The sequence below is a fragment of the Methylorubrum populi genome (genome assembly GCA_036946625.1).
GTDB lineage: Bacteria > Pseudomonadota > Alphaproteobacteria > Rhizobiales > Beijerinckiaceae > Methylobacterium > Methylobacterium populi_C.
The window spans coordinates 1,405,728-1,430,096 of record JAQIIU010000002.1; the positions used below are offsets into that span (position 1 = coordinate 1,405,728).

Consider the following 24,369-nt stretch of genomic DNA (forward strand, 5'->3'; position numbering starts at 1 on the left):
GGGCCACTCTCCCGTCATTGCGAGGCGAAGCCGAAGCAATCCAGCAGCGCGACCTCGGCCGATCTCGCGCCACGGCGGCCACCGCCGACGCGACGGCCGCAAGCCTCAATCCGTCGTCAGCCCCTTCATCTCCACCTGCTCGAAGCGGTGCTGCTCGGCGGTGACCAGGGTGGAGAGGTCGCGCTTGAGGGCGTTGAAGGCGGCCGAGGCGCTGTCGCGCGGGCGCGGCAGTTCCACCCGCAGGTCGCGCTTGATCGTGCCGGGGCGGTAGGTGAGCACGACGATGCGGTCGGCCAGATAGATCGATTCCTCGATCGAGTGGGTGACGAACACGATGGTCTTGCCCGTCGCCGCCCAGATCCGCAGCAGTTCGTCCTGAAGCGAGCGGCGGGTCAGGGCGTCGAGCGCGCCGAAGGGCTCGTCCATCAGCATCACCGGGCTGTCCAGCGCCAGCACGCGGGCGATCGCCACCCGCTGGCGCATGCCGCCGGACAGGTCCTTGGGGAAGCGGTCGCGGAACTCGGCGAGCTTGAGCATGTCGAGGAGCTCGGCCACCCGCGCCTGGATCGCGGCGCGGCCCATGCCCTTGATCTCGAGGCCGAAGGCGATGTTCTGCGCCACGCTCATCCAGGGGAACAGGGCGTATTCCTGGAACACCATGCCCCGGTCGGGACCGGGCTCGGCGATCGCGCGGCCCGCCACGGTGATGCCGCCGCGGGTCGGATGGGAGAAGCCGGCGATGGCGTTGAGCAGCGTCGACTTCCCGCAGCCGGAAGGGCCGAGCAGACAGACGAACTCGCCGCGGTTGATGGTGAGGTCGATGTCCTTCAGGGCGACGACCTCGCCGCCGGGGACGGGGAAGACCTTGTCGACGCCCGTGACCACGATGTGGGGCGTGGTTCGGGATTCGGCGGCGGCGAGCGGTGCGTGGACCGGAACGGCGTCCTGGGTCACGGTTTCGAGGGAGCGGGGTTGCACGGACACGGGATGCCTCACGATTCCAGGCCGCGATGCCAGCGGAGCAGGTGGTTGTTCAGGCGGCTGACGCCCATGTCGATGAGAAGGCCGAGGGCGCCGATGGTCAGCATCCCGGCGATGATCTTGTCGGACCAGAAATATTCGCGCGCTTCGAGAATGCGGAAGCCGAGGCCGTTGTTGACCGCGATCATCTCGGCCACGATCACCACGATGAAGGCGGTGCCGATGCCGATGCGCGCGCCCGACAGGATGTAGGGGGTGGCCGCCGGCAGGATGACCCGCCGGAAGATCGTCATCCGGCTGGCGCCGAGGCTGCGGGCGGCGCGGATGTAGATTCCGTCGACGTGCCGCACGCCGGCGATGGTGTTCATCAGCACGGGGAAGAAGGCACCGATGGCGATGAGGAACACGGCCGGCGCGTTGCCGAGCCCGAACCACAGGATCGAGAGCGGGATGTAGGCGATCGGCGGGATCGGCCGCAGCACCTGCATCAAGGGGTTGACGTGGCGGTAGATCAGGTCGCTGGTGCCCATGAGCAGGGCGAGCCCGGCACCGACGAGGAAGCCGACGACGACGCGGTAGAGCGAGGCCAGCGCATCGTGCGGCATCTCGCCGGAGACGGCCCAGGCGAGCCAGGAGCCGTGCGCCGGATCGTAGGCTTCGAGCGGCGCGAGATAGGCCCACCAGCGCGCCGCCACCGCGGCGGGCGAGGGCAGCACCATCGGGTTGACGAGCCCGGCCGTGCAGGCGAGCTGCCAGATCACGAGGACGGCGAGGGGAACCGCGAAGCCCTCGGCCAGGGATTTGAGGCGGGAGGCGATCATCAAGCGACCTCCTCAGTTCGTGCCGGCGGAAGCCTTGGCGGCCTCCAGCAGGTCGAGCTTCACCCACTCGGCGGCCTTGGCGGGCTTGGACATCTTGCCGATGCCGTGCTCGGCCATCACGTCGGTGGTCTTCTGGATGTGGTCGGCGCTCATCTCCAGGGTGTAGGGCGAGTTGGCGAGCGCCTCCTGGAACTCGGCCGCCGTGACCTGCCCCTTGAACACGTCCTGGGTGACGAAGGTCTCGGCGGTCTTCGGATCGTCCATGAAGGTCTTCTGCGCCTTCACGAAACACTCCATGAACTTGCTCGCGACGGGCTTCCTCTCGCCGTAGAACTTCTCCGTCATCACCAGCGTGCGGATCGGCGAGCCGACCGGGGTGTCGTAGGGCTTGATCACCTCGACGCCGAAGCCGCGGGCGATGGCTTGGGCCGATTGCGGCTCGGTCTGCATGATCGCGTCGACCTGCTTCTGCATCAGCGCCTGGTTCAGGTCGGGATAGCCGAGATAGATCAGATTGACGTCTTTGGCTTTCAGGCCGTGCTTGGCCATCTCGGCGCCGAGCAGCACCTCCTGGATCGAGCCGCGGGTGACGCCGACCCGCTTGCCCTTCAGGTCGGCCGCCGACTTGATGCCGGAATCCGGCGTCGCGAGCAGGCGGGCGCCGCCCTTGGCGAAGCCGCCGACGATGTAGACGGGCGCGCCGTTGCCGCGGGCCGAGATCGCGGCCTCCGAGGCGGTGGCGCCGACATCGAGTTCGCCGGCCAGCATCGCCTGCATGATGTCCGGCCCCTTGGCGAAGATCTTGAGATCGACGGTGAGGCCGCAGGATTGGGCGATCGCCTTGACGTAGGAGACGCCGGCGAAGTGGGCGAGCTTGAGGTTGCCGACGCGGACCACCGCCTGCGCCGAGACGGGGCCGGGCGCGAGCAGGGCCGCGGCGGTGGCGGCGAGGGCCGCCAGACGAAGACGTGTGGGACGGAGGCGTTCGAGCAAGGCGCTGCTCCCTGATGGCCCGGCTCTGCGGCCGGTCTGATGGACATGCCTCTCTTTGCAGAGTGCATGCCAGCCATGCAGGAAGCACCTGACTTATGGTAAATCACTGTAACAAAAATATTTTTTCCGATTCCGCGGATGGCGTTCCAGGCAAGGGCCGGCGGATTTCCGCCAAGCGCCCGAATACGGCGGCGGATTTCCGCCGCCCCTGCGCGGGTCTCCGGGACGACGAGTCGCCGCCGGGCCGTGGCGGCGCGGGGCCGCTTTCAGTCGAGCGGCACGAGGACGATGGCGTCCCCTTCGAGCCGGGCCTGGACCGACTGGCCCCAGCGGGAACCGCCGAGATCGTCCGCGGTCTTGTAAAGACCGTCGATGGCGACGAGTTCCGGCTCGAACTTCCGGGCCAGGATGCGCGCGGCGGGATCGCCGACCGCCCCCGCGATCGCCCGGCCGCGCAGGGCGCCGTAGACATGGATCGAGCCCCCCGCGATCACCTCCGCCCCCGATGCGACGGAGCCCAGCACGGTGACGTCGCCGTCGAGATGCTGGATCACCTGTCCCGAGCGCACGGGCGCGTCGAGGACGAAGGAGCGCGGCCGGGGCGGCGCCGGGGGTGCCACCAGAGCCGGGGCGGAGGCCTGGACCGCGGCGGCGGGCGCCTCGGCGGAAGCGGACTCGGGCGGTGCGATGTCCTCGACCGGCTTGCCGCCCACCAGCGGCGGCGGGAAGCCCGGCCCGAGCGAGGTCGGCCCGATCCCCTCGATGCCGAGGATGGTGATCGAGCGCCGGTTCAGCTCCTCGCAGAGATGGGCGAGGTCCGAGCGCTCGAAGCGCAGGCCGGTCACGTCGAGGATGATCGCCCGCACCGAGAAGAAGGCGGGCGCGCGTTGCTTGAGCGCGTCGAGTTCGGCGAGCCACTGATCGACCGGCGGTACCGGCGCCAGCACCATCGCCAGGAAGGAGCGGCCGCGGAAGCGGATCGGAGGACGGTCGGTCACGGGCGGATTCGCGGCGAGTGGGTCATGTCGGACAGCTTATGGCAGATCGCGGGCCGCACCGCGCGGGAGTGGGGCCTCCTCAACAGCAAACGCGCGATCGCGCGGGCAGGACCATGTCCTGAAGCCCGCGCCGGCACGGCGCGTCCGCCACAGCCGCGGGACCGCGGCGATGGGAGGGGCAGCCGGGACACGGAAAATCCATGCGGCGGCCTCGCTGCCCCGCCTGGGGCCATGCCAGCTCGGACTTGCCAGCCCGGACTTGCCGGATCGAGCCACACCTTATATTGCGACGCGATACCGCCCGAATCCGTACCCTGGCGTCACGACCGTCGAGACACGGCCCGCGACACGGCGCTTCATGGCCGGGCTCCAAGTTTTCCGAACGTTTTCGAGACCTCCGATGAAGCTGCGCAACATCGCCATCATCGCCCACGTCGATCACGGCAAGACCACGCTGGTCGACAAGCTGCTCCAGCAGTCCGGCACCTTCCGCGAGAACCAGCGGGTCGAGGAACGGGCGATGGATTCCAACGACCTGGAAAAGGAGCGCGGCATCACCATCCTCGCCAAGGCGACCTCGGTCGTCTGGAAGGACACCCGCATCAACATCGTCGACACACCCGGCCACGCCGATTTCGGCGGCGAGGTCGAGCGCATCCTGTCGATGGTCGACGGCGTGATCGTGCTGGTCGACGCCGCCGAAGGCCCGATGCCGCAGACCAAGTTCGTGGTCGGCAAGGCGCTGAAGATCGGGCTGCGCCCGATCGTCGCCATCAACAAGGTCGATCGGCCGGATGCGCGCATCAACGAGGTCGTCAACGAGGTGTTCGACCTGTTCGCGGCGCTGGACGCCACCGACGAGCAGCTCGACTTCCCGATCCTCTACGGTTCCGGCCGCGCCGGCTGGATGGCGACGGCGCCGGACGGCGACCCGTCGCAAGGCCTCGCGCCCCTGTTCGACCTCGTGCTGGAGCACGTGCCCCAGGCCAAGGTCGAGGAGGGTCCGTTCCGGATGCTGGGCACCCTGTTGGAGGCCAACCCGTTCCTCGGCCGCATCATCACCGGCCGCATCGCCTCCGGCACGGTCAAGCCGAACCAGTCGATCAAGGTGCTCGCGCGCGACGGCAAGGTCGTGGAGACCGGCCGCGTCTCGAAGATCCTGGCCTTCCGCGGCCTGGAGCGCGCCCCGATCGAGGTGGGCGAGGCCGGCGACATCGTCTCCATCGCCGGCCTCGTGAAGGGCACGGTGGCCGACACCTTCTGCGACCCGCAGGTCGACGAGCCGATCCAGGCCCAGCCGATCGACCCGCCGACCGTCACCATGTCCTTCATCGTCAACGATTCGCCGCTCGCCGGCACCGAGGGCGACAAGGTCACGAGCCGGATGATCCGCGACCGCCTGTTCAAGGAGGCCGAGGGCAACGTCACCCTCAAGATCGAGGAGGCGGCCGACAAGGATTCGTTCTACGTGTCCGGGCGCGGCGAGTTGCAGTTGTCCATTCTCATCGAGACCATGCGCCGCGAAGGTTTTGAAATTGCCGTGTCTCGCCCTCGCGTCGTCTACGAGAAGGACGATTCGGGCCAAGTGCTGGAGCCCGTCGAGGAGGTCGTCATCGACGTCGACGAGGAGCACTCCGGCGTCGTGGTCCAAAAGATGTCCGAGCGGAAGGCCGAGATGCTGGAGATGCGGCCCTCGGGCGGCGACCGCCTGCGCCTCGTCTTCCACGCCCCCACCCGCGGCCTGATCGGCTACCAGGGCGAGCTCCTGACCGATACCCGCGGCACCGCGATCATGAACCGGCTGTTCAAGGCTTACGAGCCCTACAAGGGCGAGATGCCGGGCCGGCGCAACGGCGTGCTGATCTCGAACGACAAGGGCGAGGCGGTGGCCTACGCCATGTGGAACCTCGAAGACCGCGGCCCGATGATGATCGAGCCGGGCTGGAAGGTCTATCAGGGCATGATCGTCGGCGAGCACAACCGCGAGAACGACCTCGAAGTGAACGTGCTCAAGGGCAAGAAGCTCACCAACATCCGCACCACCTCGAAGGACGAGGCGGTGCGCCTGACCCCGCCGATCCGCATGACCCTGGAGCGCTCGCTCGCCTGGATCCAGGACGACGAGCTGGTCGAGGTGACGCCGAAGTCGATCCGCCTGCGCAAGGCCGTGCTCGACCCCAACGACCGCAAGCGCGCCGAGCGGGCCAAGGAAGCGCTGTCGGCTTAAACGAAGACGCTTCCCCGTTCGACGGAAACGAAGAGGCCCCGGTGCGGCGAACGCACCGGGGCCTTTCTTGCGTGGCATGAGCAGGTTGACGTCGCGGTGTCCGGATGGCTTCGCCCGCCGGCGCGCAATAACGGTGAGGGTCATCCTTTCCGTCATTGCGAGGCTTCGGCCGAAGCCATCCAGAGCGCCTGGCGTCCCGGAGAAGTCGCGCCCTCGGACCGCTTCGCCGATCCGAACGGTTGCCCGGCCTCAGGCCGCCCGCACCGTCTGGAGGAAATGGCGGACCTGGCCGTCGAGATGCTCGGACTGGCGCGACAGCTCCGAGGCCGAGACCAGCACTTGGCTCGCCGCCGCGCCGGTCTCGTCGGCCGCCGCGGCGACGCTGGCGACGTTGCCGGTCACCGCGCCCGTCCCGGCCGAGGCTTCGGAGACGTTGCGCACGATCTCCTGGGTCGCCACGCCCTGCTCCTCGACCGCCGCCGCGATCGATCCGGCGAGCCCGTCGATCTCGCGGATGCGCGCGGCGATGTCGCCGATGGCGGATACTGCCTGCCCGGTGATGCCCTGGACCTGCCCGATCTGGCCCGAGATCTCCTCGGTGGCCCGCGCGGTCTGGTTGGCGAGTTCCTTGACCTCGGCGGCCACCACCGCGAAGCCGCGGCCCGCCTCGCCGGCGCGGGCCGCCTCGATCGTCGCATTGAGCGCCAGCAGGTTGGTCTGCCCGGCGATGGTCGAGATCAACCCGACCACGTCGCCGATCCGGGCGGCGGCGGCGCTCAGATCCTGCACGAGCTGAGCCGTGCCTTCGGCCTCGACCACGGCCTTCTGCGCCAGCACCGTGGAGCCGGTCACCTGCCGGGCGATCTCCTGCACCGAGGCGCCGAGTTCCTCGGCCGCCGCGGCGACGGTACCGACATTGGCGGCGGCTTCTTCCGCCGCGGCTGCGGCGGCGTTCGACTGGGAGGCCGTCTGCGAGGCGGTGCCGGCCATGCTCTGCGCCGTGGCCTGCAACTCGGTGGCGGCGGAGGAGACCGCGCCGACGATGCCGCTCACCGCCCGCTCGAAGCCCTCGGCCATCTCGCGCATCGCCGCCTTGCGCTGCGCCTCGGCACCGGCCCGCGCCAGGGCGGTCTCCTCCTCCAGGGCCTTGGTGCGGATCAGGTTGTCCTTGAACACCTGCACCGCGCCCGCCATCGCCCCGACCTCCTCGCGGCGCTCGCGGTAGGGTATCTCGATGCCGGTGTCGCCGTCGGCGAGACGGCTCATCAGGCCGGTCATCCGGCGGATCGGGCGGGAGACGAAGCCGTTCAGCAGCAGGATGCCGAGGCCGGCGGCGACGAGCAGCGCCGCGAAGCCCGCCCCCACGGCGAAGCGCGACGCCTCGGCGGATTCGCGGGCGGTCCGTCCGCGAAGGTCCAGAAGCGCCGTCTCGACCTGGGCCATCTCGGCGGCGGCGGCGCGCACCGCGTCCATGGTGTTCTTGCCGGCGCCGGACGCCTCGAGCCGGCGGGCCTGCGCCTGGGTCGATTCCTCGCCCATCAGCGCGATCTCGCGTTCGGCGACGTCGCTCACCCACTGGCGGGCCGATCCGTCGAGCGCATCGAGCCGGCGGGTCTGCTCGGCATTGTCGGCCACGAGTTTGCGCAGTCGTGCGAGTGCCTCGTCATAGGCCTTCGCGCCGCCGTGATAGGGGTCGAGGAATTTCGGGTCGGCCGCGACGAGATAGCCGCGCAGGCCCGTCTCCCGATCGACCATGGCGGCCGTGAGCCGGTCGAGCTGCAGCAGAACCTCGTAGCTGTGGTCGCGCCAGCGGTTGGATTCCTCGATCGTGCCGAGGCTGCGCCAGCTCGTGAAGGCCGAGCCGAAGACCGCGAGGATGACGAAGGCGAAGACGAGAACGAGTTTGGCGACGATGGGAAGGTTGGCGATCGCTCGCATGAGACTGACCCGGATGAACCATGCGCTGCACGGCGGCGGCGCTTGCAACAAATGTTGGCTTCCGGTCGCTAAAAGCAGGTTAATCCGCACGCGCGCGAAAAAACTGCATGCCCCTGTCGCGCCGGGGCCGCACCGATGCCCAGGGCGCTCGCCCGGACCGTGCGGTTCGCCGGCCGATTCGCGGGGATCACAGGATCAGGCGATCCGGGGAAATCGGTTCGCTTAAGGACTGTTTCCGTCGGCGCATTCGGGCCAAGCCGCTGACAACGCCGAGATTTGTCGAACCCTGCCGATGTGATGGAAACATCTTGCCCGGCAATTCTTGCCCGGTGAGCGTAAAAATTAACTCGCCGGTAACCATCCGGACGGTCAATGGGCGTGTCGGTAAGGAAACGTCAACGCCCGTGACCAGCCCCGCTCCCACCCGCCCTTCACTGCCCCTGCGAGGCCGCGTCTTCCGCGCCGTCTCGCTGGCGCCGGAAGCCCCCCTCGCCGAGTGGCTCGCCCTTCTGGACGGTGCCCTGACGCGATCGGCCACGCTGTTCGACGACCGGGCCGTGATCCTCGACGTCGCCGGCCTCAAGCCCGCGCCGTCCGAGTTGGAGAGCCTGATCGCCGAGCTGTCGGCCCGGCGCCTGCGTATCCTCGGCATCGAGGGTGCGGACGCCCCCCTGAGCTCGAACCTCCCGCCGCGGCTCGCCGGCGGCCGCCCGGCCGGCGACGCCTTCGAGGCGCCGGCCTACGAAGAAGAGAAACCGGGCATGTCGTCCCTCACCATCGAGGGCTCGGTGCGCTCGGGCCAGAGCATCGTCCACCGGGAGGGGGACGTGACCGTGATGGGCTCGGTGTCCTCGGGCGCCGAGATCCTCGCGGGCGGCTCCATCCACGTCTACGGCGCCCTGCGCGGGCGGGCCATCGCGGGCGCCGCCCGCAACCCCCGCGCACGCATCTACTGCCGCAAGTTCGAGCCCGAGCTTCTCGGCATCGACCGCCTCGTCCGCACGGCCGAGGACATGGGCACTCACCTGCGCGGCCAAGCGGTCCAGATCTGGTCCGACGGCGGCGCGATCAAGATCGCAGCCTTGGGTTAAGGGGAAACGAGAATGGCCAAGGTTCTTTGTGTCACGTCCGGCAAGGGCGGCGTCGGCAAGACCACCACGACGGCGGCGCTCGGCGCGGCGCTGGCGCAGGCCGGCGAGAAGGTCTGCGTGGTCGATTTCGATGTCGGCCTGCGCAACCTCGACCTCGTGATGGGCGCCGAGCGGCGGGTGGTCTACGACCTCATCAACGTCACCAACGGCGACGCCAAGCTGCCCCAGGCGCTGATCCGCGACAAGCGCCTCGACAACCTCTCGCTGCTGCCCGCCTCCCAGACCCGGGACAAGGACGCGCTCACCGACGAGGGCGTCGCCAAGGTGATGGAGGAACTGCGCGACAAGTTCGACTGGATCGTGTGCGACAGCCCGGCCGGCATCGAGCGCGGGGCTCAGCTCGCGATGCGCCACGCCGACGTGGCGGTCGTCGTCACCAACCCCGAGGTCTCCTCGGTGCGCGACTCGGACCGGATCATCGGCCTGCTCGATTCCAAGACCGTGCGCGCCGAGCGCGGCGACACGATCGAGAAGCACCTGATCCTCACCCGCTTCGACCCCGCCCGCGCCGACCGCGGCGACATGCTGAAGGTCGACGACGTGCTGGAGATCCTGTCGATCCCGCTGCTCGCCATCATCCCGGAGAGCCTCGAAGTCCTGCGCGCCTCCAACGTCGGCTGCCCGGTGACGCTGAACAACCCGCTCTGCGCGCCGGCCCGGGCCTATATCGACGCGGTGCGCCGCCTGAAGGGCGAGACCGTGCCGATGGCGATCCCGTCCGACCGCAAATCCCTGATCAACAAGCTGTTCACACGGAGGGCCGCATGAGTGTTCTGACCTTCCTCAAACCGCGCGGCTCCGGCTCGGTGGCTCGGGAGCGCCTGCAACTGATCCTCGCGCACGAGCGCGCGGAGAACGGACGCCCCGACCTGATCATCACCCTGCGCGAAGAGATCCTGAACGTGATCGCCAAGCACGTCACGGTCGAGCGCGACAAGGTGCAGATCAAGCTGGAGCGGGGCGAGGGCGTCTCGACGCTCGGCGTCGACATCGAGTTCCCCGTCGACGCGGCGCTCAAGCCGAAGCGCAAGCTGGCCACCGCCTGATCGGAACGGTCGAACGACGAAGACCCGCGGCATCCTCCGATGCCGCGGGTCTTCGTCGTTCGGCCCCCTCTTCCGTGAGCGGGCCGAACGGGTCCGCTTCACGCCCGCCGCGTCAGCCGGAAGGCCGGGGCGTGGTCGGGCTGGGTCGTGACGACGGCGGCGGGAAGCACGGGGCGCGCATCGGCGCGCTCGATCCGGAAACGGCCGACGAGCCGGCTCAAGGCCAGCGTCGCCTCGGTGAGCGCGAAGGCCGCGCCGATGCAGACCCGCGGGCCGGCGCCGAAGGGCAGGTAGGCGAAGCGCGGCACCGGCGGGGCTCCGGGCAGGAAGCGGCCGGGATCGAAGGCGTCGGGATCGCTCCACAGGCGGCGGTGGCGGTGCAGCAGCCAGGGCGAGATCGTCACGCCGTCGCCGGGCCGGACCGCCTCGCCGGCCAGCACGTCGGGGCCGACGGCGCGGCGGGCCAGCACGAAGGCCGGGGGATAGAGCCGCAGGGTCTCCTCGATCACCGCGCGGGTGAAGGGCTTGTCCGGCGCTCCCGCCTCGGCGGCGACCCTTTCCTGCATCTCGGGGGCGAGCGCGAGCAGGGTGCAGGCCCAGAGCAGGGTGACGGCCGTGGTCTCGTGCCCGGCCAGGATCATGGTGGCGACCTGATCGCGCAACGCCTCGTGCGGGAAGCCCCGGCCGGTCTCGGGATCGCGGGCGGCGCGCAGCAGGTCGAGCAGGTCGCGCGCCTCCCCCTCCCGCCGCTCGTCGCGGTCGGCGATCATCCGGTCGAGGAAGGCGACCCAATCGTGCCGGAAGCGGGTCCGGGCGCGGTCGAGGGGCGTGGCGAAGCGCAAGGGCACGAGCACGTCCGTCAGGTGCGGGCGCCCGAGCCGCTCGGCGTAGGCTTCGAGGAAGCCGCGCAGGCGGTTGCCGTGGCGCTCCATGCCGACCGAGAACATGGTCCGCCCGGCGATCTCCAGGGCGAGCCGCTGGAGCGCGGCGAAGAGATCGACCGGCCCGGCCGCGGCCTCCCGCTCCAGGGCGGCGACGGCCTCGTCGCTCGCCGAGAGGATGTGGGGCACCAGCGTCTCCACCGCCCGCGGCGTGAAGGCGGGCGCGAGCGTGCGCCGCTGGTGGCGCCACGCCGCCCCCTCGCTGATGAGCAGGCCGTCGCCGAGCATCGGCCGCAGCATGCGGATGGTGATCGGGGTGCGGGCGTAGTTGGCGGCGTTGTCCACGAGCACGCGCCGCACCAGTTCCGGGTCGCTGACGGTGAAGCGCATGCGCCCGAGCAGGCGGCGGCGACGCAGGGGCGTCTCGTAGGCGGCCGCCGGCCAGCAGGCGATGCCGTTGACCCGCATCGCCGCGATGAAGCGCAGGGTCGGCAATTCCCGCTCCGGCGGCACCGGCACCGGCGGCACCAAGCGCGGCGCCGCGTCGGCCGGCGGGGCCTGCATGTCCATCTCTACGCTCCCTCGCGGCCCGTCGCCGACCGGTCTCGAAGCGTTCTAGGCGCTTGCCGCCGACCGCGCGAGGGCCGCGTCCGGTTCTGATGCACGCAGCGGACGGCGCCGCCCCGAGCGCGGAACGCATCGATCTGCACGCGCCCCCCGTCGGCCTCCTGCTCTCGCCTGCGGCCTCACCGCCCTGTGCCTCGTGCCCGCACGCGTCCCTTCCCACCGTCGCCGGCCGGATCGCCCCCTGCCAGCGGAAGAGCGGCGTCAGCCGCCGATCCGGGGCAGCACCGTGCGGCCGAAGGCGTCGATGAAGGCGTCCTGGCCGGCGCCGACTTGGTGGACGATGATCTCGGCGAAATCCATCTCGGCCAGTTCGGCGAGCCAAGCGGCGTGCCGGCCGAGATCGTGCGAGATCCGCACGCAGGCGTGCATGTCCTCGGGACGGACGAAGCGGGCGGCGGTCTCGAAGTCCTCCGGGCTGCGCAGCTCCCAGTTCACCTCGCCCTCGATGGCGTTGCTCGCCCATTGGGCATGGGCCTCCGCCAGGGCGCGGGCCGGATCGGGATCCCAGCAGACCTTGGTCTGGAGGAAGACCGGCTTGCCCGCACCGCCGCCCTCGCGAAACGCCTCCACGACCGGGCGCAGCTTGCCCGGCTCGATCCCCACGGTGACGAGGCCGTCCGCCCAGGCGCCGAGGGCGCGGGCGGTGGCGGGGGTGGCCGCCCCGCCGATCAGCATCGGGGCCGTCTTCGGCCGCGTGTAGAGCTTGGCCTCGACCACCGTGACGCGGCCGCGATGGGTGACGGTCTCGCCCGCGAGCAGCGCGCGGATGACGCCGGCGCATTCGGCGAGCCGGGCGTTGCGCTCCGCCTTCTCCGGCCAGGGCAGGCCGGTGATGTCCTCGTTGAGGCGCTGGCCGCTGCCGAGCGCGAGCCACAGGCGCTCGGGGAACATCTCGCACAACGTCGCGGCCGATTGCGCGAGCACCGCCGGGTGGTGCCGGTAGCCCGGCGCGGTGATGATGCCGAAGGGAAGCCGCGTGACGGCCAGCGCCGCCCCGAGCCAGGACCAGGCATGGCCCGACTGCCCCTGCGCTCGGCTCCAGGGTTTGAAGTGCTCGGAGGACATGGCGCAGGCGAACCCCGCCTCCTCCGCCGCCCGGACGTGACGCAGGAGGGCCGAGGGTGCGTGCTGCTCGTGCGAGGCGTGATAGCCGACGCGGGGCATGCCGGTCGTCATTCTCCCGCCTCGGCGCCCGCGATGCGGGGTGCCCGGCGCGTGTCCGTCTCGCGCAGGGAGCGGTCGGCGTAGGTGCCCCGCACCGCCGCGCGGCCGCCATGCTCGAACAGGTCGAGCATCAGCGCGCTGTGAATGAAGCCGAGATGGCTGAAGGCCTGCGGGAAGTTGCCGAGGAAGCTGTCGTCCTCCGCGGCCTCCTCGGCGTAGAGGCCGACATCGTTCTGCATCGCGCGCAGCGCGTTGAAGCGGGTGCGTGCCTCCTCCTCGCGCCCGAGCCAGAGCAGGGCGTCGACGAGCCAGAAGGCGCAGAGCAGGAAGGTGCCCTCGTGGCCGGGCAGCCCGTCGTCGTTCCTGTAGCGGTAGACGAGGTGGCCGTGGCTCAGGCGATCGATCACCGCGTCGACGGTGCGGGCGAAGGCCGCCTCGTCCACGGGGAAGCCGACCATCGGCGCGATCAAGAGGGCGGCATCGACATCGTCACTGCCGATGTATTGCGGGTAGTAGCCGTCGCGGTGCAGCCCCTCGCCGTTGACGCACGTCACGATCCGGTCGCGCTCGCGGCACCACTCCTCCCGCTCGCCGAACAGGCGGATCGCCCGGTCGAGGGCGACCCAGTTCATGATCGCCGCGTGCAGGTAGCGCTGCTCCGGCTTGCGCGGCTCCCACAGGCCGGCATCCGGCTCGTGCCAGTGCGCCGCCGAGATGTCGGCGAGCCGCGCCCCGTGCGTCCGCATCGCCTCCGGCATCGTGCCGCCCAGGCGCTCGTAGAAGTAGAGCAGGTCGAGCACCTGCCCGTAGGCGTCGGCTTGGTGCTGCTCGGCCGCCTCGTTGCCGTGGCGCACGGGGGCGCTGCCCTTCCAGCCCTCGAAGTGACCGACCTCGATCTCGCTGAGATCGGCCTCGCCGGAGATGCTGTAGAGCGGCTTCAGCCGGCTCTCCTCGCGCTCGCACAGTTCGGTGACGAAGCCGAAGAAGGCCTCCGCCTCCCGGGTCATCCCGAACTTCTTCAGCACGTAGAAGGACAGGCAGGCGTCGCGGATCCAGCAGAAGCGGTAGTCCCAGTTGCGGATGCCGCCGATCTCCTCGGGCAGGGAGGTGGTGGCCGCGGCCACGATCGCGCCGGTGGGCTCGTAGGTCAGCCCCTTGAGCACCAGGGCCGAGCGCATCAGTTCGTCCGCCAGCGGTCCGACATAGGCCGCCCCTTGCGTCCACAGCACCCAGGCGCGGCGGGTCTCCTCCATCAGCGCGCGGACGTCGGGGCAGGTCGCGGGCGCGGTGTCGCGATAGAGCGCGAAGCTCCGCTCCCCACCGCCCTCCAGGGTGAAGCGGGCCACCGCGACGTCGCCCTCGACGGTGAAGGCGGCATCGGAGACGAGGCCGGGGCAGCCCGCCGCGGTGACGCGGGCACCCTCGACGGCGAGCGGCGCGAAGCTCTCGGCAAATCCGGCGAGCGGGCGGTACTCGGCGATCATCGGCACGCGGCCGGACACGCCGGTGACGAGCCGCACCAGCCGCGGCCGGTCGGCACCGCCCTCCGGGCCGACCATGAAGTCGTGCAGGGTGACGAAGCCGGTCTGCGTGGTGAAGGTGGTCTCGACGATGTTGCTGCGACTGAGATACTGCCGCGCCGTCTCGAACCGCTCCGTCGGCCGGATCGTGAAGTGTCCGCCGCGGGCACGGTCGAGCAGGCGCGAGAAGGAGGGGTCCGCGTCGAAGCGCTCCAGGCAGGCCCAGTCGATCCCGCCGTCGCGGGCGACCAGGGCGCAGCCCTCGCAATTGCTCAGCAGGGCGTAGGCCTCGATCGGCTGGTAGGGGCGGGTGTCGGGCTCGGACATGGTCGTTCCTCGGGCGCCGCGTGCCGGCCCCTTGCTTCGGGATGGTTGGGGTTGAGGGCGCCGGTTCAAGCGTCGAGCCGGAAGGCCGGCTCCAGCAGGCCGCGGACGCCAACCGCGACGAGCAGCGTGCGTCCATGCTCCGGGTCCTGCGCGCGCTCGGCCGCGTCCATGCCCTCGTAGGCGGTCGTGACCAGCAGGCGGTCGAGGTCGCGGCCGGCGAAGGTCGGGCAGGTCGGCTGGCGCGCCGGGACGGGCACGGTGCGCACCCGCTCGCCCGTGGGGCTGTAGGCGTCGAGGCAGGCCGCGCCGAAGCGGGCGGTCCAGATCAGCCCCTCCGCATCCACCGCCGCGCCGTCGATCCCGCCCTCGCCGCCGCGATGGTCGTAATGGGTCTCGGGCTCGGCGACGGCCAAGCCGGTGGCGGGGTCGAGGGCGACGCGCCGCAGCACGCCTTCGTCGGTATCGACGAAGTAGCCGGTCGCGCCGTCGGGCGAGAAGGCGATGCCGTTGGGAATCGAGAGACCGGCAAACAGCCGCGTCACCCGCGTGCCGGCGACGTGGTAGATCGCGCCGCGCCCGGTCTCGGCGTCCCGGCCCATGGTGCTGATCCACAGGGCGCCGCTGGGGTGGACCCGGCCGTCGTTGGAGCGGGTCCCCGCATCCTCCGCCTCCAGCGGGCAGAGCAGGCTCAGGCGTCCGTCGGCGATCGTGCGGACGTAGAGCCCGTCGTCGGCCGAGAGCAGGTGCCGGCCGGAATCGATCGCGGCGACGTCGCTCGCCATGAAGGGCAGCGCATGGGTCCGAACGGCACCGGTCCGAACGGCATCGGCGCCTTCGCCCAAAGGACATTCGAACAGGCGCGATTCGAGGATATCGACCCACCAAGCGGTGTCGGTCGCCGGATCGTAGCTCGGCCCCTCACCGAGGTGGCAGCGGGTCGAGTCGAGAACAAGGGTCGGCGAGGCGGCCAAGGCGAGGGACTTTCCTTCCATGAATGATCGTTGACGCTTATCCGCGACGGAAGTTCCTGAACGTTCCAGTCCTCACGCCCGATCTGCCGCAGCATCGACTCCGTTCTACGGAGTTCTTTCATCCGCATCTCGCGTTTTATCGGCAAAGGGGCCCGGGCGCGCACGCGGTGCGGGCGCGCTTTCCGTCCAGCCCGCCTGGGCGCCGGACTCGGGTCAACACGGCAAGCCGTCAGGACGGATCGGGCGCATCGTCGGCGGGAGATGGCATCGGATCATCCCGCGCCATCGTCGGTCCGGAGCGCGGGGCCGGAGCCGGCTTCCGCTCACGCTCCGCCCTGAGTTCCCGCTCGGCCATGAGCCAGAGCTCGATCTCGAAGCCGTCCGGCCGGTGATGGCGCTCCCACAGCTCGTAGGCGCGCTCCCGGATCTGCTCGAAGGTGATCTCGACCGCCACGTCCATCGGATCCGTCTGCTTCCGCGAGCCTGTCGGCGCTTCGCCGCCGGCCCGGATCGAGGGTGTCTCTGCCGCGCGCCGCGCGGGACCTCACCCACATAGGTTGAGGACGGGCTGGATGAGCGCCGCAATCCTCGGATGTGCGACGCCGACCGTGTCTCGGTCAGTCCGGGGAAGCCTGGGGATCGCGCCGCGGCGGCGGAACCCGCGACGGCCCGCGCGGCGTTGCCGGAAGCCGACCCGGAACCCGCGCAACGGACCATCGATGGCCAAGCCCAGGACGACGCCTCGAACTGCCAAGCCCCGCGCCGATCGGGATGCGACCCGGGACCCGGGCGCCGCCCCGCTGGTCCCGACGGGCGCCCTGGCGGTCTCGCTGCTCGGCTTCGCGCAAGCCGCGCGGCCGCTGGTCCACGTGGCGCGCGACGGGCGGCGGCTCGACGAGATCGCCGCCGTGGTGCGGGCGCTGGCGCCGGAGCGGACGGTGGCGGTCTATCCCGAATGGGATTGCCTGCCCTACGACCGCGCTTCCCCGTCGCGCGGTGTCATGGGCGCGCGCACCGGCGCGCTGCGCTGGCTCACCGACGGCGAGGCGCTGCCGGATCTCGTGCTCACCACCGCGCCCGCCCTCCTGCAGCGCGTGCCGCCGCCGGAGACCTGGGGGCCGGCCCATGTCGAGCTGCGCGTCGGCGATGCCCTCGATCCGCAGGCGCTCACGGCGCAGTTGCGGCGGCTCGGCTACATCCTCGACGACCGGGTCGACGAGCCGGGCGAGGTCGCGGTCCGGGGCCGGACCATCGACGTGTTTCCGGCCGCCGCCCCCCTGCCCTGCCGGGTCGAGCACGACGGCGCCCGCATCACCGCGATCCGCTCCTACGATCCGGTGTCGCAGCGCTCCCGCGTCGAGACCGACCGGCTGGTGATCGATCCCGCCACCGAGATCGTCCTGGCGCCGGATTCGGAGGTCGCTCTGGAGCCCTTCACCGGCCAGGAGCACCGTCTCGCCCGCCTCTACCCCACCCTCGTGGGCCTGCTCGACTACGTGCCCGAAGCGCGCCTCGTGGTCGAGGCCGGGGTGGAGGAGCGCGCCGCCGCCTTCTTCGAGCAGATCGCCGAGGGCCGCGAGGCGAGCGCGTCCGCGGACCGAGACCCGGCGTCGGGTCTCTACCTCGCGCCGGACGCCTGGGCGGATCTGCTGAAGGCCCGCGGCCTCGCCGCGGCCACCGGCGCGGAGGCCGAGCGCGTCGCCCTGCCGTCCTTCGCCCGCGAGCGGCGGCCCGAGACCGCCTTCGCCAAGGCCCTGCGCGCGGCGCTCAAGTCCGGCGAGCGGGTCGTGCTCGCCGGCCCGAAGGCGCCGCTGCGCCGTCTCGTGCGCGCGGCGGCACGGATCGAGGAGCGGACCGTCCGCCTGATCGATGCCTGGGCCGAGGTCGTCGCGGCGGAGCCCGGGGCGATGCTGGCGATCGAGGCACCGGTCGAGGCCGGCTTTCGCGTGCCGGAGATCGGCGCGACGGTGATCGCTGCCGCCGACCTGCTCGGGCCTCTCGGCGCGGGCACGCGGCGGCGCGCGGCGGTGCTGCCGATCGGCGAGGTCGAACTGCGGGTCGGCGACGTCGCGATCGACCGCGATCACGGCCTGTGCCTGTTCGAGGGGCTGGAGGCGATCGCGACCGGGGACGGGGGCGAGGAGGATTCCTTACGCCTGCGCTTTGCCGACGACGCCATCCTGATGGTGCCGGTGACCCAGGCCGACCGGATCTGGCGCTACGGCTCGGAGGCCGAGGCCGTCACCCTCGACCGCCTCGACGGCGGCACCTGGGGCCGGCGCCGCCTGGAGGCCGAAGCGACCTTGGCCAAGACGGCCCGGGCGATGCTCCAGGCCGCGCAGCAGCGCCGGAGCGCGCACGCGCCGCGGATCGCGTCCCCGGAGCGCGAAATGGAGCGGTTCGCCGCCGGCTTCGGCTTCCCGCTCACCGGCGATCAGGCCCGGGCGGTCGAGGAGACCCTGGCCGATCTCGCCCGCGAGGCGCCGATGGACCGGCTGGTCTGCGGCGATGTCGGCTTCGGCAAGACCGAGGTGGCCCTGCGGGCCGCCGCCGCGGCGGTGTTCGCCGGGCGGCAGGTCGCGGTCATGGCGCCGACCACGGTGCTGGTGCGCCAGCATGTCGAGACCTTCCGGCGGCGCTTTGCCCGTTTCGGCATCGAGGTGGCGCACCTGTCGCGCCTCGTTCCCCCCGCCGAGGCCAAGCGGGTCAAGCAGGGGCTGGCCGAGGGCCGCGTGCGCCTCGTGGTCGGCACCCAGGCGCTGGCCGGGCGCGGCGTCGCGTTCCACGATCTCGGTCTCGCCATCATCGACGAGGAGCAGCGCTTCGGCGCCAAGACCAAGGCGAGCCTGCGCAAGGCGGCGGGGGATGCCCACATCCTCACCTTGAGCGCGACGCCGATCCCGCGCACGCTCCAGGCGGCGATGGTCGGGCTGCAGAGCCTCAGCGTGATCGCCACGCCCCCGGCGGTGCGCCAGCCGATCCGCACGGTGATCGCGCCGTTCGAGGCCGAGAGGCTCGCCGCGGCCCTGACCCGCGAGCACCGCCGCGGGGGGCAGAGCTTCGTCGTCTGTCCCCGGATCGAGGACATCGCGCCGATGGCGAAACGCCTGCGCGACCTCGTGCCGGGGCTCGGCCTCGTCACGGCGCACGGCGACATGAAGCCGGCCGAGATGGACGACGCGATGGTGCGCTTCGCCGACGGGGAGGGCGACGTGCTGCTCGCCACCAGCATCATCGAGAGCGGGCTCGACGTGCCGCGGGCCAACACGATGCTGGTCTGGGACGCGGAGCGGTTCGGCCTCGCGCAGTTGCACCAGTTGCGCGGCCGGGTCGGGCGCGGGCAGCGGCGCGGCGTCGTGTACCTGTTCGGGCATCCCGAGAAGCCGCTCAGCGCCTCCACCGAGAAGCGGCTGCGCACGCTGGAGGCGCTCGACCGGCTGGGGGCGGGCTTCGCCATCTCCGCGCGCGACCTCGACCTACGCGGCGCGGGCGATCTCGTCGGCGACGCCCAGGCCGGCCACGTCAAGCTCGTCGGCCTCGGCCTCTACCAGCACCTGCTGCAACTGGCGCTCCGCGCGGCCAAGGGCGAGGCGGCCGAGGATTGGAGCCCGGAGGTGCGCATCGGCCTGAGCGGTCGGGTGCCGGTGGACTACATCCCCGAGCCCGAGATCCGCCTGAGCCTCTACACCCGCCTGCTGCGCCTGCGCGCCGCGGAGGAGATCGATGCCCTGCGCGACGAGATCGAGGACCGCTTCGGACCGTTGCCGGAGGCGGTGGAGGCGCTGTTCACCCTCGCCGGCCTGCGGACCGGATGCCTCGGTCTCGGCATCGTTCGCCTCAGCGGCGGCCCGCAGGGCATCGCCGCCGATTTCCATCCGGACAGGACCGCACCGGTGATCCCGGTCTCGGACGGGATCACGGTGCGCGACGGGCGCATCGTCCTGCGCCGGGGCGGCGACGACGCGGTCGCGCGCGGCAGCCGAGCCGCCGCCTTCCTGCGTCATCTGGAAGAGGCGCGCGACCGGCGCGCCTGAGGGCCTGTTTGAGTGAGCGGGTTTGGCAGACTCAGCGCTCCTCATGCTGAGGCGCCGAGCGAAAGCTCGGCCTTGAGTCCCCCGGAACGGTCGATCCCACGGACACCGGTCTTCCGGGAGAGGCGTCGCGGCGTGCTTCGAGGCTGCTGGGCGCCTACACCTCCTAGCCCTGCAAATCCTCCCTCGGCCTGCCGTTCCTGCTCTGCCTGCCCGCCTCCGCCGTGGTGGCGCTGTTCGGGCTCATCATCGAGCGCGGGCTGATCCGCTGCCTCTACAACCGTCCGCTCGACACCCTGCTCGCCACCTGGGGCGTGTCGCTGGTGCTGATGCAGGGCGTGCGGCTGATCTTCGGCTCGGACACGAAAATACATCGCCGTGCCCGAGATCTTCCAGAGCAACGTCGAGGTGGGCTTCGCCAGCCTGTCGGTGTTCCGCCTCGTGATGCTCCCCATCACCGCGCTCATCGTCGCGGCGACCGCCTGGCTGTTCTACCGCCCCCGCTTCGGCATGCAGGTGCGCGCGGTGATGCAGAACAAGGAGATGGTCGCGTCCTTCGGCGTCAACGCCGACCGGGTCTACATGACGACTTTCGCGCTGGGCGCGGGCCTCGCCGGGGTGTGGCCGGCTCGCTGTTCGGCGTGCTCGTGACCGTGCTGCCGACCATGGGCACGGCCTACGTGGTGCAGGCCTTCCTCGTGGTGGTGGTCGGCGGCGATACGCTGATGGGCAGCGTCGCGGCGGCGGGGCTGACGGGCGAACTCCAGTCGGTCTTCGCCTTCGTCACCAGCGACACCTTCGCCCGCTTCCTCCTCTACGTGCGGATCGTCGTGTTCCTGCGCTTCCGCCCGCGCGGTCTCTTCGCCGTCGCCAAAGGCCGCCGGTGAAGCCCGTCGGCTTCACCCTCCTGCCCGTCACAAGAGTCTCACCCGCAGATGACGACGCGCGATCTCTACCACAGCAAGCCGGCACAATGGGCGGTCTACGGACCGTTCTTCGTAGGCATCACACCGATCCCGGCCGTCTCCCCCGCCGCCGCGATGGTGCGCGACTGGATCTGCGGGCGCTAGGGCGCCGCGGCGCTGGCGGGCGAGGGGCGGCAGGTGTTTCTGTTCCGCCGGGGCGGCTGAAGCCTGCCGCCTATCCGCCGAGCCGCTCCAGCGCGGCTCGATGCAGCCCCGGGTTGGCGGCGGCCACGACGCGGCCGTCGAAATCGGGGGTGAGCGGGCGGCCCTGCCAGTCGCTGATGACCCCGCCCGCTCCCTGGATCACCGGAATCAGCGCGAACACGTCGTAGACCGCGAGTCCCGCCCCGAGCACGAGGTCGCAATGGCCCGAGGCGAGCAGGGCGTAGGCGTAGCAATCGCCGCCGTGGCGGCGCAGGGCCACCGCGTCGGTCAGGGCCGCGACGGCCTCCGCTTGCGCGCCCTTGAAGCGGTCGGGCGAGGTGACGAAAAGGCGCGCCTCGGGCAGGCCGCGGGTGCTGGTGCGGATCGGCGTTCCCTCGAACCACGCCCGGCCGCCCGTGCCGTGCCAGCGCTCGTTCAGGATCGGCATGTCGATGACGCCGAGCACCGGGCGCCCGGCCTCCGCCAGCGCGATCAGGGTGCCGAACAGCGGCAGGCCGGCCACGAAGCTCTTGGTGCCGTCGATCGGGTCGAGCACCCAGGTGTGCTCCGCGGCAAGGTCGCCGCCCTCCTCCTCGCCGAGGATGCCGTGGCCGGGATAGGTCCGACGGATCTCGGCGCGCAGCAGCGCCTCGATGCCGCGGTCGGCCCGGGTCACCGGGCTCGCATCGGCCTTGGCCTCGACCGCGAGCGGCGTGCGGAAATGCGCCCGTGCCAGCGGACGGGCGAGGTCGGCCAGCTTCAGGGCGAAGGCGACGAGGTCTTCACGCATCGATCCGCTCACGCTGCCCTCCCGATGAACTCAGCCAAAGACGACATCGATGGCGTGCCGGGCGAAGCGGTCGGCGAAGGGCTCCGGCGGCGGCCGGTCGGTCACCACGGTGACCGGCGCGGCGAGGTCGAAGGTCTGGAGGTTGGCCTGGCGCCCGAACTTGCGGGAATCGGCGAGCAGCACCGACCGCCGGGTCTGCCCTCGCAGCGCCCGGCGCAGGACGGATTCGTGCTCCTCGTAGTCCATCCAGCCCTGCGCGAGGTCGCACGCCGCGATGCCCATCAGCGCGAGATCGAAGAAGTGGCGCCGGGCGTAATCCACGGTGTCGTAGCCGACCAGCGCGTTGTCCTTCGGCCGCAGCGTGCCCGGCGTCAGGTTCACCCGGGCCGGGCTGTCGGCGAGCAGCAGGGCGATGTCGATCGAGTTCGTCGTCACCGTGAGCTTGCGGGTGGTGAGCCGCCGGGCGAGGGCGAGCGTCGTGGTGCCGGTGTCGATGAAGATCGACATGCCGTCCTCCACCAGCCCCTCGGCCAGCGCCGCGACGCGCCCCTTCTCGCGGCTGTTGAGCTGGCTGCGCTCGACCAGCGGGCGCTCCTGATCGAGGCGCGGCAGCACCGCGCCGCCGTGGATGCGCCGCAACAGCCCGCGCTCCTCCAGCATCTTCAGGTCGCGCCGGATCGTCTCGTCGGAGACCGCCAGGGCGGCGGCGACGCTGGTGACGCCGACGCGCCCCGTCTGCGCGAGCTGCGAGAGGATCTCCTCGTGGCGATGATCGGTCAGCATCCCGGCCCCGGCCCCGTTCGCTGGCCAGGATAGCGCCGCGGCCGCGGAACGGTCGCGTACAATTTCGGCGCGTGCACAGGGTCGGCATCGCGGAGCAAGACCGCACGGTCCCGTGGGAGGGAGCCGGGCGGGCTTATACCAGTCGGCGATGAGGATCACGCATCGTCGGCTGCCCCCGCGCCAAGGGATGCGGTTTGGGGGCGGCGGCCATCCGCCGGATGCGCCGATCCCGACCGATGGTCGGGATCGGCGCCGCTTGGTCTTACGTCCCGACTGCGAAGAATCAGGCGTCGAGGGTCGGAGCGCGGCGGTGACGCGTCGCCTGCTCGTAGGCGTAGGCGTAGGCGAGGAGGGCGCCCTCGCTCCACATCCGCCCGACGAAGATCAGGTTGAACGGCGAGCCGGAGGCGTAGGCGCCCGCCGGCAGCGTCACCCCGGGCAGCCCCGCGATGTTGATCTCGCAGACCGTGGTCTCCAAGAGGGTGCCGGGCCCGTGCAGCGGCGGCAGTTCGGCCCGCATCTGCGGAAACACCAGGGCGTCGAGCCCCTGCTCCGTCATCACCCGGTCGAACAGCGTGAGATAGGCCTCGCGGGCGGCGAGGAAGTCGGAGAGGTCGGGCGGGATCGCCGGATCGGCGAGGCAGGCGGCGAGCCCGCGCAGGTTGGTGATCGGGTGCAGCACGCCACCGGGGGCGAACGCGTCCTCCGCCTTGGTGGCTTCCGCGAAGGCGGCGAAGCTCCCGATCGCCACGTCCGGCCCCATCCGCTCCAGGTAGAGCTGGAGGTCGTGAGGCGCGGATTCGAAGCCGCGGGCGTCGAAGTAGACGAGGCCCGGGGTCGGCTCGGCGATGGCGGCGAAACCGGTGCCGGCGAAGGGATCGGCCACCAGGGTCGCGCCGGCCGCCTCGAGCTCGGCTTGCACGCGGGCGTAGAGGGCGGCGGCCTCCTGCGAGAGCGGCAGGTCGCGCCAGCCGGGCCCGTACAGGCCGAGGCGCTTGCCGGCCAGCGCGCCCGCATCGAGCCCCGCCGCGTAGCCGCCCGCCGGGCGCTTGCCGATGCCGGCCACGGTCTTCGGGTCGGCGGCGGTATAGCCGGCCAGCACGTCGAGGGTGAGCGCGGCGTCGCGCACGCAGCGGGCGATCGGCCCGACCACGTCGCGGGTGCTGCCGGCGAGCGGCATCACGCCGGCATTCGGCACCAGGGCGAAGCTCGGCTTGATGCCCACCAGCCCCTGTGCCGAAGCCGGGTTCTGGATCGAGCCGCCGGTCTCCTCGGCCAGCCCGAGGACGGCGAGGCTCGCGGCCACCGCCGTGGCGGTGCCGGCGCTGGAACCGCCGGGAATCCGGTCGGGCGCGGCCGGGTTGAGGGTGGGCCCGGCCCAACTGTCGTTGGCGTGGCTGCCGGTATGGCTCAGCACCGGCACGTTGGTCTTGCCGAGGATGACGCAGCCGGCCGCGCGCATCCGCGCCGTCACCGGGGCGTCGGTCGCCGGGATCAGGTCGACGCCGCCGGCCTCGGCGCTGAGGAAGTGCCAGCCGCCGGTGCTCGGCAGGCCGGCCATGTCCATCGTGTCCTTGATGACGACGGGCACGCCGGCGAGCGGACCCAGCTTTTCGCCCGCCGCGCGGCGGGCGTCGATGGCGCGGGCATCGTCGAGGGCCTGCGGGTTCATCACGATCAGCGCCTTGTAGCGCGGGTTGTAGGTCTCGATCCGCGCCAGGAAGGCCTTTGCCAGCGCTTCCGCCGTCACGCTGCCCCCGGCAAACGCGCGCTGGACATCCTCGACCGTCATCTCGATCGGTTGCACCGCCAGCGCATCCTCGGCCGCGTCGGGGGCGGCGGCGGAAAGGGCCATTGCGTTCATCTCGATCTCACGCTCCACACACTTTGAAGACGTCGGGGCCGATCCCGTCCGATGGGATCTTTCCCGTAGGGACAACCGTCACCGGCCTTCGCGGCCGGCAAGGGCTTCCTGGCAAGGCGCATGCCACAAAAGCCACAAATCCCTCGA

Annotated in this window: 21 protein-coding genes; 8 read left to right on the forward strand and 13 right to left on the reverse strand. The window is 71.3% G+C overall.

Features of this window, described 5'->3' with window-relative positions; all coding sequences use genetic code 11:
- Positions 1 to 105: 105 nt before the first annotated feature.
- The 4 genes from PGN25_08605 to minC (PGN25_08620) all read right to left on the reverse strand — a co-directional run bounded on the left by PGN25_08605 (position 106) and on the right by minC (PGN25_08620) (position 3,793).
- Entirely contained in the window at positions 106 to 984 is an 879-nt protein-coding gene (locus PGN25_08605; GenBank protein ID MEH3117647.1) for an ABC transporter ATP-binding protein, read from the reverse strand.
- Between the two features lie 8 nt (positions 985 to 992).
- Positions 993 to 1,802: an ABC transporter permease gene (locus tag PGN25_08610; GenBank protein ID MEH3117648.1), complete on the reverse strand. Its 810-nt coding sequence runs from the start codon at positions 1,800 to 1,802 to the stop codon at positions 993 to 995.
- Between the two features lie 12 nt (positions 1,803 to 1,814).
- Positions 1,815 to 2,795 (reverse strand): ABC transporter substrate-binding protein, encoded by a 981-nt coding sequence (locus PGN25_08615; protein ID MEH3117649.1) that lies wholly within the window; start codon positions 2,793 to 2,795, stop codon positions 1,815 to 1,817.
- A 266-nt stretch (positions 2,796 to 3,061) separates the two neighbouring features.
- On the reverse strand, positions 3,062 to 3,793 hold the full coding sequence (gene minC / locus PGN25_08620) for a septum site-determining protein MinC (protein MEH3117650.1): 732 nt from the start codon (positions 3,791 to 3,793) through the stop codon (positions 3,062 to 3,064).
- A 400-nt stretch (positions 3,794 to 4,193) separates the two neighbouring features.
- Between minC (PGN25_08620) and typA the strand changes: the two genes are divergently transcribed.
- Entirely contained in the window at positions 4,194 to 6,020 is a 1,827-nt protein-coding gene (gene typA / locus PGN25_08625) for a translational GTPase TypA (GenBank protein MEH3117651.1), read from the forward strand.
- 249 nt (positions 6,021 to 6,269) lie between these two features.
- Here the strand turns inward: typA and PGN25_08630 are convergent, their stop codons facing one another.
- A complete protein-coding gene (locus tag PGN25_08630; protein ID MEH3117652.1) occupies positions 6,270 to 7,958 on the reverse strand; it encodes a CHASE3 domain-containing protein in 1,689 nt (562 codons plus the stop codon).
- Positions 7,959 to 8,362: 404 nt separating this feature from the next.
- Between PGN25_08630 and minC (PGN25_08635) the strand changes: the two genes are divergently transcribed.
- Genes minC (PGN25_08635) through minE form a run of 3 tightly spaced genes read left to right on the forward strand, consistent with a single transcriptional unit; the run spans position 8,363 to position 10,155 of the window.
- Positions 8,363 to 9,049 (forward strand): septum site-determining protein MinC, encoded by a 687-nt coding sequence (gene minC / locus PGN25_08635; GenBank protein ID MEH3117653.1) that lies wholly within the window; start codon positions 8,363 to 8,365, stop codon positions 9,047 to 9,049.
- Between the two features lie 12 nt (positions 9,050 to 9,061).
- Positions 9,062 to 9,877, forward strand: coding sequence for a septum site-determining protein MinD (gene minD, locus PGN25_08640; GenBank protein ID MEH3117654.1), 816 nt, complete (start codon positions 9,062 to 9,064; stop codon positions 9,875 to 9,877).
- Positions 9,874 to 10,155, forward strand: coding sequence for a cell division topological specificity factor MinE (gene minE, locus PGN25_08645; GenBank protein ID MEH3117655.1), 282 nt, complete (start codon positions 9,874 to 9,876; stop codon positions 10,153 to 10,155). Before minD ends, minE begins: the two co-directional genes overlap by 4 nt.
- A 98-nt stretch (positions 10,156 to 10,253) precedes the next feature.
- On the opposite strand, the gene PGN25_08650 is transcribed toward minE, so the two are convergent.
- The 5 genes from PGN25_08650 to PGN25_08670 all read right to left on the reverse strand — a co-directional run bounded on the left by PGN25_08650 (position 10,254) and on the right by PGN25_08670 (position 16,105).
- Positions 10,254 to 11,606, reverse strand: coding sequence for a cytochrome P450 (locus PGN25_08650; GenBank protein ID MEH3117656.1), 1,353 nt, complete (start codon positions 11,604 to 11,606; stop codon positions 10,254 to 10,256).
- A 258-nt stretch (positions 11,607 to 11,864) separates the two neighbouring features.
- Positions 11,865 to 12,827 (reverse strand): TIGR03885 family FMN-dependent LLM class oxidoreductase, encoded by a 963-nt coding sequence (locus PGN25_08655; protein MEH3117657.1) that lies wholly within the window; start codon positions 12,825 to 12,827, stop codon positions 11,865 to 11,867.
- Between the two features lie 8 nt (positions 12,828 to 12,835).
- Positions 12,836 to 14,674: a glycoside hydrolase family 15 protein gene (locus tag PGN25_08660; GenBank protein MEH3117658.1), complete on the reverse strand. Its 1,839-nt coding sequence runs from the start codon at positions 14,672 to 14,674 to the stop codon at positions 12,836 to 12,838.
- A 65-nt stretch (positions 14,675 to 14,739) separates the two neighbouring features.
- Positions 14,740 to 15,645 (reverse strand): SMP-30/gluconolactonase/LRE family protein, encoded by a 906-nt coding sequence (locus tag PGN25_08665; GenBank protein MEH3117659.1) that lies wholly within the window; start codon positions 15,643 to 15,645, stop codon positions 14,740 to 14,742.
- A gap of 229 nt (positions 15,646 to 15,874) precedes the next feature.
- Positions 15,875 to 16,105 carry a DUF2934 domain-containing protein gene (locus PGN25_08670; GenBank protein MEH3117660.1) on the reverse strand — a complete coding sequence of 77 codons (231 nt, stop codon included), beginning with the start codon at positions 16,103 to 16,105 and terminating at the stop codon, positions 15,875 to 15,877.
- Positions 16,106 to 16,364: 259 nt separating this feature from the next.
- Here PGN25_08670 and PGN25_08675 point away from each other — a divergent pair, with 259 nt between their 5' ends.
- The 4 genes from PGN25_08675 to PGN25_08690 all read left to right on the forward strand — a co-directional run bounded on the left by PGN25_08675 (position 16,365) and on the right by PGN25_08690 (position 20,746).
- Positions 16,365 to 19,679, forward strand: a complete 3,315-nt coding sequence (locus PGN25_08675) for a helicase-related protein (GenBank protein ID MEH3117661.1) — start codon at positions 16,365 to 16,367, stop codon at positions 19,677 to 19,679.
- Positions 19,680 to 20,054: 375 nt separating this feature from the next.
- On the forward strand, positions 20,055 to 20,327 hold the full coding sequence (locus PGN25_08680) for a hypothetical protein (GenBank protein ID MEH3117662.1): 273 nt from the start codon (positions 20,055 to 20,057) through the stop codon (positions 20,325 to 20,327).
- Positions 20,297 to 20,563: a hypothetical protein gene (locus PGN25_08685; GenBank protein ID MEH3117663.1), complete on the forward strand. Its 267-nt coding sequence runs from the start codon at positions 20,297 to 20,299 to the stop codon at positions 20,561 to 20,563. The genes PGN25_08680 and PGN25_08685 overlap by 31 nt, the downstream gene beginning before the upstream one ends.
- Before the next feature lie 48 nt (positions 20,564 to 20,611).
- Positions 20,612 to 20,746: a hypothetical protein gene (locus tag PGN25_08690; GenBank protein ID MEH3117664.1), complete on the forward strand. Its 135-nt coding sequence runs from the start codon at positions 20,612 to 20,614 to the stop codon at positions 20,744 to 20,746.
- A 70-nt stretch (positions 20,747 to 20,816) separates the two neighbouring features.
- Here the strand turns inward: PGN25_08690 and PGN25_08695 are convergent, their stop codons facing one another.
- From PGN25_08695 to PGN25_08705, 3 genes are all read right to left on the reverse strand, one after another.
- Positions 20,817 to 21,575 carry an inositol monophosphatase family protein gene (locus tag PGN25_08695; GenBank protein MEH3117665.1) on the reverse strand — a complete coding sequence of 253 codons (759 nt, stop codon included), beginning with the start codon at positions 21,573 to 21,575 and terminating at the stop codon, positions 20,817 to 20,819.
- A gap of 30 nt (positions 21,576 to 21,605) precedes the next feature.
- Entirely contained in the window at positions 21,606 to 22,358 is a 753-nt protein-coding gene (locus PGN25_08700; GenBank protein ID MEH3117666.1) for a DeoR/GlpR family DNA-binding transcription regulator, read from the reverse strand.
- 283 nt (positions 22,359 to 22,641) lie between these two features.
- Positions 22,642 to 24,222 carry an amidase gene (locus PGN25_08705; GenBank protein ID MEH3117667.1) on the reverse strand — a complete coding sequence of 527 codons (1,581 nt, stop codon included), beginning with the start codon at positions 24,220 to 24,222 and terminating at the stop codon, positions 22,642 to 22,644.
- Positions 24,223 to 24,369 lie beyond the last annotated feature (147 nt).

Coding starts and splice junctions, on each gene's coding strand:
- PGN25_08690 (MEH3117664.1), top strand. CDS start 20,612: ATGACGACGCGCGATCTCTACCACAGCAAGCCGGCACAATGGGCGGTC.
- PGN25_08675 (MEH3117661.1), top strand. CDS start 16,365: ATGGCCAAGCCCAGGACGACGCCTCGAACTGCCAAGCCCCGCGCCGAT.
- minD (MEH3117654.1), top strand. CDS start 9,062: ATGGCCAAGGTTCTTTGTGTCACGTCCGGCAAGGGCGGCGTCGGCAAG.
- minE (MEH3117655.1), top strand. CDS start 9,874: ATGAGTGTTCTGACCTTCCTCAAACCGCGCGGCTCCGGCTCGGTGGCT.
- PGN25_08650 (MEH3117656.1), bottom strand. CDS start 11,606: ATGGACATGCAGGCCCCGCCGGCCGACGCGGCGCCGCGCTTGGTGCCG.
- PGN25_08695 (MEH3117665.1), bottom strand. CDS start 21,575: ATGCGTGAAGACCTCGTCGCCTTCGCCCTGAAGCTGGCCGACCTCGCC.
- PGN25_08660 (MEH3117658.1), bottom strand. CDS start 14,674: ATGTCCGAGCCCGACACCCGCCCCTACCAGCCGATCGAGGCCTACGCC.
- PGN25_08670 (MEH3117660.1), bottom strand. CDS start 16,105: ATGGACGTGGCGGTCGAGATCACCTTCGAGCAGATCCGGGAGCGCGCC.
- PGN25_08705 (MEH3117667.1), bottom strand. CDS start 24,222: ATGAACGCAATGGCCCTTTCCGCCGCCGCCCCCGACGCGGCCGAGGAT.
- typA (MEH3117651.1), top strand. CDS start 4,194: ATGAAGCTGCGCAACATCGCCATCATCGCCCACGTCGATCACGGCAAG.
- PGN25_08700 (MEH3117666.1), bottom strand. CDS start 22,358: ATGCTGACCGATCATCGCCACGAGGAGATCCTCTCGCAGCTCGCGCAG.
- PGN25_08655 (MEH3117657.1), bottom strand. CDS start 12,827: ATGCCCCGCGTCGGCTATCACGCCTCGCACGAGCAGCACGCACCCTCG.
- PGN25_08630 (MEH3117652.1), bottom strand. CDS start 7,958: ATGCGAGCGATCGCCAACCTTCCCATCGTCGCCAAACTCGTTCTCGTC.
- PGN25_08610 (MEH3117648.1), bottom strand. CDS start 1,802: ATGATCGCCTCCCGCCTCAAATCCCTGGCCGAGGGCTTCGCGGTTCCC.